The organism is Nostoc sp. CHAB 5836, from assembly GCF_020829445.1.
GTDB lineage: Bacteria > Cyanobacteriota > Cyanobacteriia > Cyanobacteriales > Nostocaceae > Nostoc.
In genome coordinates this window covers 1-8167 of record NZ_JAIVFV010000242.1, presented here as the reverse complement: position 1 = coordinate 8167, position 8167 = coordinate 1, and the positions used below count along the sequence as shown (strand labels likewise).

7 protein-coding genes and 2 pseudogenes are annotated in these 8167 nt (G+C 41.9%); 4 read left to right on the top strand and 5 right to left on the bottom strand.

Annotated elements, in window-relative coordinates; translation table 11 throughout:
- Window positions 1-119: pseudogene (locus tag LC605_RS29370) on the top strand (IS630 family transposase); the annotation flags it as partial.
- A gap of 415 nt (window positions 120-534) precedes the next feature.
- A complete protein-coding gene (locus LC605_RS29365; protein WP_229550967.1) occupies window positions 535-939 on the top strand; it encodes a GNAT family N-acetyltransferase in 405 nt (134 codons plus the stop codon).
- 216 nt (window positions 940-1155) lie between these two features.
- On the opposite strand, the gene LC605_RS29360 is transcribed toward LC605_RS29365, so the two are convergent.
- From LC605_RS29360 to LC605_RS29340, 5 genes are all read right to left on the bottom strand, one after another.
- Entirely contained in the window at window positions 1156-1437 is a 282-nt protein-coding gene (locus LC605_RS29360) for a UPF0175 family protein (protein WP_229550966.1), read from the bottom strand.
- 587 nt (window positions 1438-2024) lie between these two features.
- Window positions 2025-2999 (bottom strand): ExeA family protein, encoded by a 975-nt coding sequence (locus LC605_RS29355; RefSeq protein ID WP_229550965.1) that lies wholly within the window; start codon window positions 2997-2999, stop codon window positions 2025-2027.
- Window positions 3000-3003: 4 nt separating this feature from the next.
- Complete coding sequence (locus LC605_RS29350; RefSeq protein ID WP_229550968.1) at window positions 3004-4638, bottom strand: IS481 family transposase; 1635 nt, start codon at window positions 4636-4638, stop codon at window positions 3004-3006.
- A 16-nt stretch (window positions 4639-4654) separates the two neighbouring features.
- Window positions 4655-4933 carry a helix-turn-helix domain-containing protein gene (locus LC605_RS29345; RefSeq protein ID WP_229550964.1) on the bottom strand — a complete coding sequence of 93 codons (279 nt, stop codon included), beginning with the start codon at window positions 4931-4933 and terminating at the stop codon, window positions 4655-4657.
- Entirely contained in the window at window positions 4917-5297 is a 381-nt protein-coding gene (locus tag LC605_RS29340) for a recombinase family protein (protein ID WP_229550963.1), read from the bottom strand. Before LC605_RS29340 ends, LC605_RS29345 begins: the two co-directional genes overlap by 17 nt.
- Before the next feature lie 1145 nt (window positions 5298-6442).
- On the opposite strand from LC605_RS29340, the gene LC605_RS29335 reads away from it, so the two are divergent.
- Both LC605_RS29335 and LC605_RS29330 read left to right on the top strand, forming a co-directional pair.
- Window positions 6443-7741, top strand: coding sequence for an AAA-like domain-containing protein (locus LC605_RS29335; protein WP_229550962.1), 1299 nt, complete (start codon window positions 6443-6445; stop codon window positions 7739-7741).
- Window positions 7741-8043 (top strand): annotated as a pseudogene (locus LC605_RS29330) (AAA-like domain-containing protein); the annotation flags it as partial. The gene LC605_RS29335 and the pseudogene LC605_RS29330, both read left to right, overlap by 1 nt.
- Window positions 8044-8167: the final 124 nt, after the last annotated feature.

The following is an 8167-nucleotide window of genomic DNA, read 5'->3' as shown; positions in this document are numbered from 1 at the left end:
GTTTTATGAAATATGAATGGATAGAAATAGATGCATACTCTAGTTGGTCAAATTTAGTTAACTATGTTGAAAAAGTCATTCGAGATTTTGGAGAAAAATATGTAATTAATTTTGCATAAGTACTTAACACAATGTAACTGACCAAAAAGCCTATTCTATCGTGAGCGATCGCACCCGATTAACCCAGACTTATCAATCAGCCCGAAAGCATGAACGCTACAACCCGCATAACTTCGTTGGCTGATTAAACTTGCTTATGTTTGCAACGCGATTACCACTTGCAGGTATGATCCGCACGCCATAGATTTGCTCATGTTGCGGCTTGCCTGACTTGTCTATACTCGCTTCTATACCCCTGGTTGATCAATCGTTGCTATCAGTGAGTGATATCAACGCTGCCTAGCAGCCGCAGTCCCAGATTTTCACTCCTGGTCAACCAGAAATAGCAGTCGTGTAATAAATTAACTTACGTTGAGATTCCACGATACAAAATGCAAATTGATAAAATCAACCCAAAGAGGTTTTTACAAGCTAGTGAATATAGAAATTCAAGAAATTCAATCCGCAGATAAAATACGTTCTCAAGTACTTAGAGAAAGAGCTAAACGGTGCAATGCACGCATCACAAGCTGCTTCATTGCAATTTGTAATGATATCGAAGTTGCTTTTTTTGCTCTAGATTTATGGCCTGTACCTAAGCCACTGGTTCTCTATGAGCTTTATGTTGTTCCAAACATGAGAAGTCAAGGAATTGGCTCCAGAGTACTTGTAGAGGTGGAGGCATTAGCTACAAAAAAGGGCTACCAGAAAATAATACTCAATCCAAAACCTCTTGATGATACATATTCGCAACCCAAATTGGTCGATTGGTATAAGAGGCATGGTTATGATTGGAACGATGAGGAATACAAAAGGCTACAGAAATACATTTGTCCGTAAGGAAGAACCTAAAGTAGCATCCGAGTGAGCTTCCTTCCAAATATAGTAAGGATTTAAAACAGCTGCGACCACTTGCAGGTAATCTAACCGCTCGTTTCTCGACTGCACCCTAGATGATATTTTATTCACTTACCACTGTGGCTACAGCATCAGGAACAATAATTGATGATCCCATTAGGAACAACAAATCAAGAAAGCCGCCCTTGGTCAAAAAAATTAGTGGGGATGTGTTGATAGCAGGCAGTGAGCGCCACGGTTCAACTCGCTCTGCAAATCATCAAAGTCAACAGCGAAGACATCTACTTGTTCACGGGCTAGGACGGCTAGAAAGTCTCGGCGGTTTAACCCAGCAACATTGGCTGCTTTCTCCATTGAGATTTCCTGCTTCTGATACCAGTAGATAGCAGCAGCGAGGCGCATATCACGCACAAATTCTTCTGGACTCAGGCGACGGGCGCTAAATACGGATTCTGGCAGGTTAATCGTGACATTAGACATAATTTATGTCCTAAATTGCTGCATTAATAATATCAACCTTTTCTCTATACATCTGTATACAAGGCGCTCCTGACTGCGGCGGAAGCTTTCTTGGGTCGTAGTGACAGCGATCGCTTGCCCCTCAATAATGGGCTAAATGTCGTCTATCCACCCTTCCCATTCAATTGATATAAGCGCAGCAAAATCCTCATCCTGCGGATAATGTATTACATCAGTAACTTTGTAGATGGCTTGTAGTCCCCACAGAATTCTCTCGCCTATATGTAGCGAACTGCAAACATCGGGGGATGAAACTGCAAACAAGCCAATTTTGAAACCACAATAACTGCAAATAAGGGGGGTCTCAAAACCACATTATCTGCAAATGAAACCACATTATTTGCAAACAAACCACATTCTTTGCAAATAAGCTGTAACCCTTATAAATAGGTTGTTGTAGAAAAACAGCCTCGAAACTGTCCAATTTATACGAACTTTTTTACTGGACACATATATCTATTTATCTATATATAAACTGGACACTAACAAAACAGAAAAATTCTGTACGCGGTATTTCTCGTTTTTGACAAGTTTGAGGCTACTCCCATTTAATTTCGCTCTGACGCATACAAAGGAATTCCAATTTTTAACATCTGGTCTCTCAAATCTTCTGTTCGACCAGGAGGCAATTGAGCGTGTAAAAAAGAATTCACTTCACTTAAACGTATATTTAATAACTCAGCTAGGACTGTCTTCGTGTAGCCATGCCGTACTAAGCGAGGTTCTAAATCGTTAAGTCCAACAGCCAAAACCGCTGAAATCATGTCCGTAGTAACAGGCTTTGTTGCAGCTTGATAAGCATCTTCAAATACTCTCTGCAAGTAATGTTCAATTTGTAATGGAGTCGTCAATCGTTCTGCCAAAAATGCAATTGCCTCATCCGTAATTAAATCTGACGGCAGGTAATTATCATGAATACACTCACTCAATAGCCATTTTATATACTCAATCTGATGCCCTCGGATACCTTCTAAGCTAAACACATTTGTCCTAGCACCAATTTCTTCCAAAGATGGCCGGCGCAAATCATTTTTTAGCTTGGGATGCCCAATCAGAATCACAGATAAAATGCAACCATTTTGACGTACCAATTCAATTAAACGCTTAATTTTTACTAACGTACTGTGATGAAGATCATGAGCTTCATCAACAAAAAGCACTACAGATTTACGGCATTTTTGAATCAAAGCTAACAATTTTCGTTCTCTTTGTTCAGGTTGGGTTGGTGGTTTAGCATCTTTTTCAGTACTTAAGTCCCAGAATAAAGCAGCCATTAAAACCCCCAAATTGACTTTATCTTTGTCAACTGCAAGGCTACGAGAGGTAATAATGTCTTTTTCTGAAGCTAATTCCAATTGCAGTCGTTGGAGGGTGGTGCTTTTACCGCAACCAACAACACCCGTTACGGCAATCAAGCGACCTTGCCTAACTTGGAGTTTAAGTTCTTTGAATAAATTCGTTTGGTCTTCAGTCTCAAAATACCCCACATGGTCTAAGGTACGTTTGAGACCAAAATAAGTCATGACATCACTCAACATGGCTTGTACCTGATAAGGGATTGAAGAAATCTCGAATTTGTTTCATTACCTCCTGCTTATTAAGAGTAGTCAGCAGAACCGCATTAATATAAGCCATCTGTTCAGAGGTGAGTTTGGCTAATGGGCGTGCCAAATATTCGGCGATCGCCAATTTTGCTGCAATGACCGTGCTGAAAGTTAATTCTTGAAACGGGTTGGGGTCAATAAAAGGCTGTACCTTGAATGACGTTATATCCTTACTAAGTGAGGGTATGTCTAATGTGCCAATAGCAGAACTCGGTAAAGACAACTGTTTAGCCAAAGATTCAATCCGGTCAGCTCGTTTTTGCGTCCGTGTTTTTTTGAAACTACGGTAGCGATGCAGGGGAATTGGCCCATCTACAGGCAGAAATGGCCCGTAGCGACGCTCTCCATGTTCTACGTAAAGTTCGTTATCAAACAAGCCCCACCAAAGAACTACAGTTTCTCCTGCTAAATCCGGCTCGACTTCATAAGCTACTCCCTCAACCGTAACGCGAGCATCAATGCCCACCTTGCGGTGTTCAGGCGAACGTGCAAATGTACAAAAACGCTCCCAATTACACATTTGCCGGATTCCTGACGTTGGAAGATTGCCAAGCCAATCTTCAATCCGGGAATGGGGCTCGCTACGATGAGGTCGGCTATTGTAATGGAGTAAAAAGCGCATCAACCAAGCGTTAGCCTCAGCTTCTGTCTCCGGTTCATGCAAATGGTACAGAGTTTCGTGCATTTCTTTGACGGTGCGAAACGGACGTTCCACCTTACCCTTGGAACGAGCAGTTACCCTTCGTCCGTCTTTACCTGCGGGTAAATGGGTACGTACTTCAATCCCCAAGTACCCCATGACTTTTTGAAACACCAAGCTGCGGGTAATAGGCCCGTTATCCATGTACAGCATTTGGGGAATGCCTTGAAAGGGTAATTCATCGGATGACTTGGGCGACATAGCGGCAAACATAAACCGCAGTGCTGCTTCCACATCCTCCCCATAAACTCCGTGATATTCCTGATAAGAAACACCACTTCGGTCATCAACGACACTATAAAGCATCAACAAAGGATGTCCCCGTCCTGGTTCTATCCAGGCTGGTGATTTGATGTGCTTGAGGTCTGATGGACTAAGGTCAAAATGCCAACATTGGTTGCTGGACTCTGCTTGGAAGCGAACAGCAGGTGGTTGTCGTAAGAGGGTATCGCGGTCGTAACCCCATTTTTTGAGATAACGATTGACAGTGGTTGCTTTAAGCAAACCGGCTGGAACTATTACATGACCATCTGGAGTGTTGATACCATCGGATTCCAAAAGGCGGATTGCTTGCACGGTAGATAAATGACGACCTTTGCGGTTCGATGTACGTATTTTAATGGCAGCAATGATTTCACAGTAACGCTCTAGTCCGGCTTTAGCAATAACACGCGGTACATCACAATCAACACGGCGCACTGACCTGATCAGATTGCGCTGCCGTAGTGTCCGATACACAGTATCTTCGGAGATGCCATACAATTGTGCTATTTCTTGGACTAATACCCGACGATCTGAACTGCGTGGTGGTAGTTGGTCTAAGCGGCGGCGCAAGTCTAAGATTGCATCAATTGGTATTTGTTTCTTGGGCATCTTATAACTTCTCCACCAATTTGTCGTGGCGTGAGTGGAGATGTTTGCGTGCCAACCAATCATAGAGGGTGGAAGGTGAACAATCGACCAGTTTTGCAATTGAGCGTTTACTGATCCCTTTGGATAGATAGCTGCGAATTTCTGCTTCCCTTGTGTCCAGTTTCAAATGTGCAGATTGTCGCCCTTTGGGTCGTCCTAACGTTTTCCCCTCAGCTTTTCGTTTGGCTAGTGCTTCGGTTGTTCTGAGTACAATCAATTCCCGTTCAATTTCTGCTGCCAAGCCCAACACGAAAGCTGTAATCCGGCAAGGCAATTGAATCATCCAATACCATACCTTGTTTGGCGATATGGACGTTAATTCCACGACGCACGCAGCATTCGAGCATTTCTAACACTTGTAGGGTGGAGCGTGCCATCCGACTGACTTCTGAGAAAATTACTACATCAGAAGCAAGGGCAGTTTGAGTCAGTAGTTGTCCTACACCCCGCTCTGACCATTTCTCCCGTCCAGAAACTGTGTCCTCCATAAATTGGATTGGACTCAAAGCGTGTGTGTTGGCATACTCCAAAATGCCATGTCGTTGGTTGTGTACGTCTTGGCGATCGCTGGAGACTCTTAAATAAGCATAAATAACCATAGCCATATTGGCTGTCGGTTTAAACAGCTTCGAGCATTTAATTGAACGGTATTAGTCCAGATTAAACCACGAAAAGCGTACATATGTGTCCAGCAAAAAAGTTCGTATAAATTGGACAGTTTCGAGGCTGTTTTTCTACAACAACCTATTTATAAGGGTTACAGCTTATTTGCAGTTATTGTGGTTTATTTGCAGTTATTGTGGTTTGTTTGCAAATAATGTGGTTTCATTTGCAGATAATGTGGTTTTGAGACCCCCCTTATTTGCAGTTATTGTGGTTTCAAAATTGGCTTGTTTGCAGTTTCATCCCCCGATGTTTGCAGTTCGCTACACCTATACATGGAACTCTAGTAAGCTTAATGATTTCCTTATCTGGGTTGTACCGTTCATTTGATGGATTGGTGTGGAATTCCTTGGGAAGCTTTAAAACCTCTGCACGAACACTGACAAAATTTTCTGACATAAATTACCTCTTAAGTTTTGGAACATGGGGTTTTTTGTACGTCCCCTCGAAAAGGGGGAATAGCAAAAACGAGGTTTGGCATTATTATCTTCAAATCTTTATCAGCAAAGCTTTTCCCACCACCGTGTCTCAGAAACTGTACTTTGAGAGACATACCCCAATCATGTCTCTTTTTATGTCTCAAAATGCAATTCTTAGATCCTAATCGGACTAATGATACTCTCCCAAACCTATAGCTCTATGAAGGTTTGTGCTTTCTTTTAAGGTAAAGCACCATTCAAGATTAAATTCCTTAATCCCCCTTTTCGAGGGTTTGTACAAAAAACCCCTAAAACAGCCCTCCCGTGCCAAAGCTAGATATTGATATCGCTGTTGATATCATCAATCCCGTCAACGGGAATGGCGATCACCGATTTCTTTCGCTTAAAACTTTAGAACCCCAGACTGGGAGTCATCCCTAAATCCTAGTGCAAACAGACCCGATTTCTGTCGAGCAAGTTGGTTCGGAACGCCTGGGGGAGGGTGTACACCAGACAACATCTGCTGTCATAAATCAATGTTGCCATTATCTACAATGTTTTGTCAGCCCTTCGTGATTCATGACTTAAAACTGACTTCTTACTGAGTTACCGTTTCGTAGACGGAACTAGTTCTATAATTTGACCATCTTGCTGAGAAAAATCCAGTTATGTCGCGCTCAGTAAAAGTTGATAAGAAGTTGATTTACAAAATTAAAGCAGCCGTACAACGTCAGGGTTATCCACGCCAAAAAGATTTGGCTGAAGAATTAGGTCTTTCTCTTGCCACCGTAAGTAACTTTCTGAACGGTAAACCTGTAGACTGTCTAAATTTTCAAGAAATTTGTGACAAGTTAGATTTGGATTGGAAAGCAATCGCAGCCTCTGACCACAACGGTAGTAAAAATGCGATGGTAACAGAATATGAGCAAGTTCAAGAAGCAAGTGTTGAGGTATTTCCAGAAGAGCCAGAGGTAGAGGACTTTATTTATGTAGAACGTCCTCCCATTGAATTTATTTGTTATCAAATACTATGCCAATCCGGCGGGCTGCTAAGGATTAAGGCTCCGAGTTTAATGGGTAAAACCTCTTTGATAGCTAAGATTCTCCATCAGCTAACCCGTGAAGGTTATCGTACAGTATCTTTGAACCTGCATTATGCAGAAATAACTCATTTTACTAACCTGGATAAATTTTTGAAATGGTTATGTGTTAGTGTTGGTCAAATTTTAGGAATGCCGAACAGACTGGCAGATTACTGGGATGAACAATTTTCTACTAGTAAGATGAACTGCACAGCCTATTTTGAAGAGTATTTATTGGCAGAAGCTGACAGTCCTTTGGTTTTGTGTTTGGATGAAGTTGAGCGGATTTTCCCCTATCGTGAAGTAGGTGCTGAATTTTTGGGACTGCTACGAGCTTGGCATGAACAAGCGAAAACTCGTAACATCTGGAAAAAATTGCGGCTAGTAGTTGTCCACTCTACAGAAGTTTATGTACCGCTGAAGGTGAATGAGTCACCTTTTAATGTTGGTGTGCCAATAGAGTTACCAGAATTTACGCCAGAACAGGTCAAGAATTTAGCCAAACAATATGGACTTTCTTGGGATTATGAGCAGATACAAGAGTTGATGAATTTAGTGGGAGGACATCCCTATTTGGTAGGGCAGGCATTTTCTTATCTCAAGGTTAATACCAGTACTACCCTAAAGCAAATTCTGCAAACTGCGGCTACAGAATCGGGAATTTATGGCAATCATGTGCGCCGATATTGGAACATTATTCAGCAAGATTCAGAATTGGTAGAAGCACTGAAAAAAGTGGTAACAGCAACAGACAAAGTGCGTCTTGAACCAATGCAGGGGTATAAGTTGCACAGCATGGGATTAGTGCATCCAATGGGGAATGAAGTAAAAATTAGTTGCAATTTATATCATCAGTATTTCTGCGATATTTTCGGAGTGAGCTGATGAGCAGTGAACCCAGTTTAATTTATCAAGTTGGAGGCAGCTTATCCTTAGATAACCCTACCTATGTTAAACGAAAGGCAGACGACAAGCTTTATAATTCTTTGAAGGTAGGGGAGTTTTGTTATGTATTGAACTCCCGACAGATGGGAAAATCCAGTTTACGGGTGCAAACTATGCAAAGGCTGCAACAAGAGGGAATTACTTGTGCAGCGATTGATATTACAGTTATCGGCACTCAGGCTGTTACTCCACAGCAGTGGTATGGCGGCTTAATTAGAAGTATTGTTAATAGTTTTGAGTTTTGGACTTTGGACAAAAAAGAAGTGTTCGCGTTTGATTTACGCGAACTTACAATCTACGCATCATAAATTACCCCAGTTATTTTTCAAACTGAGTCCAACTGAGTTAAACGCCTAAAGCCTAAGA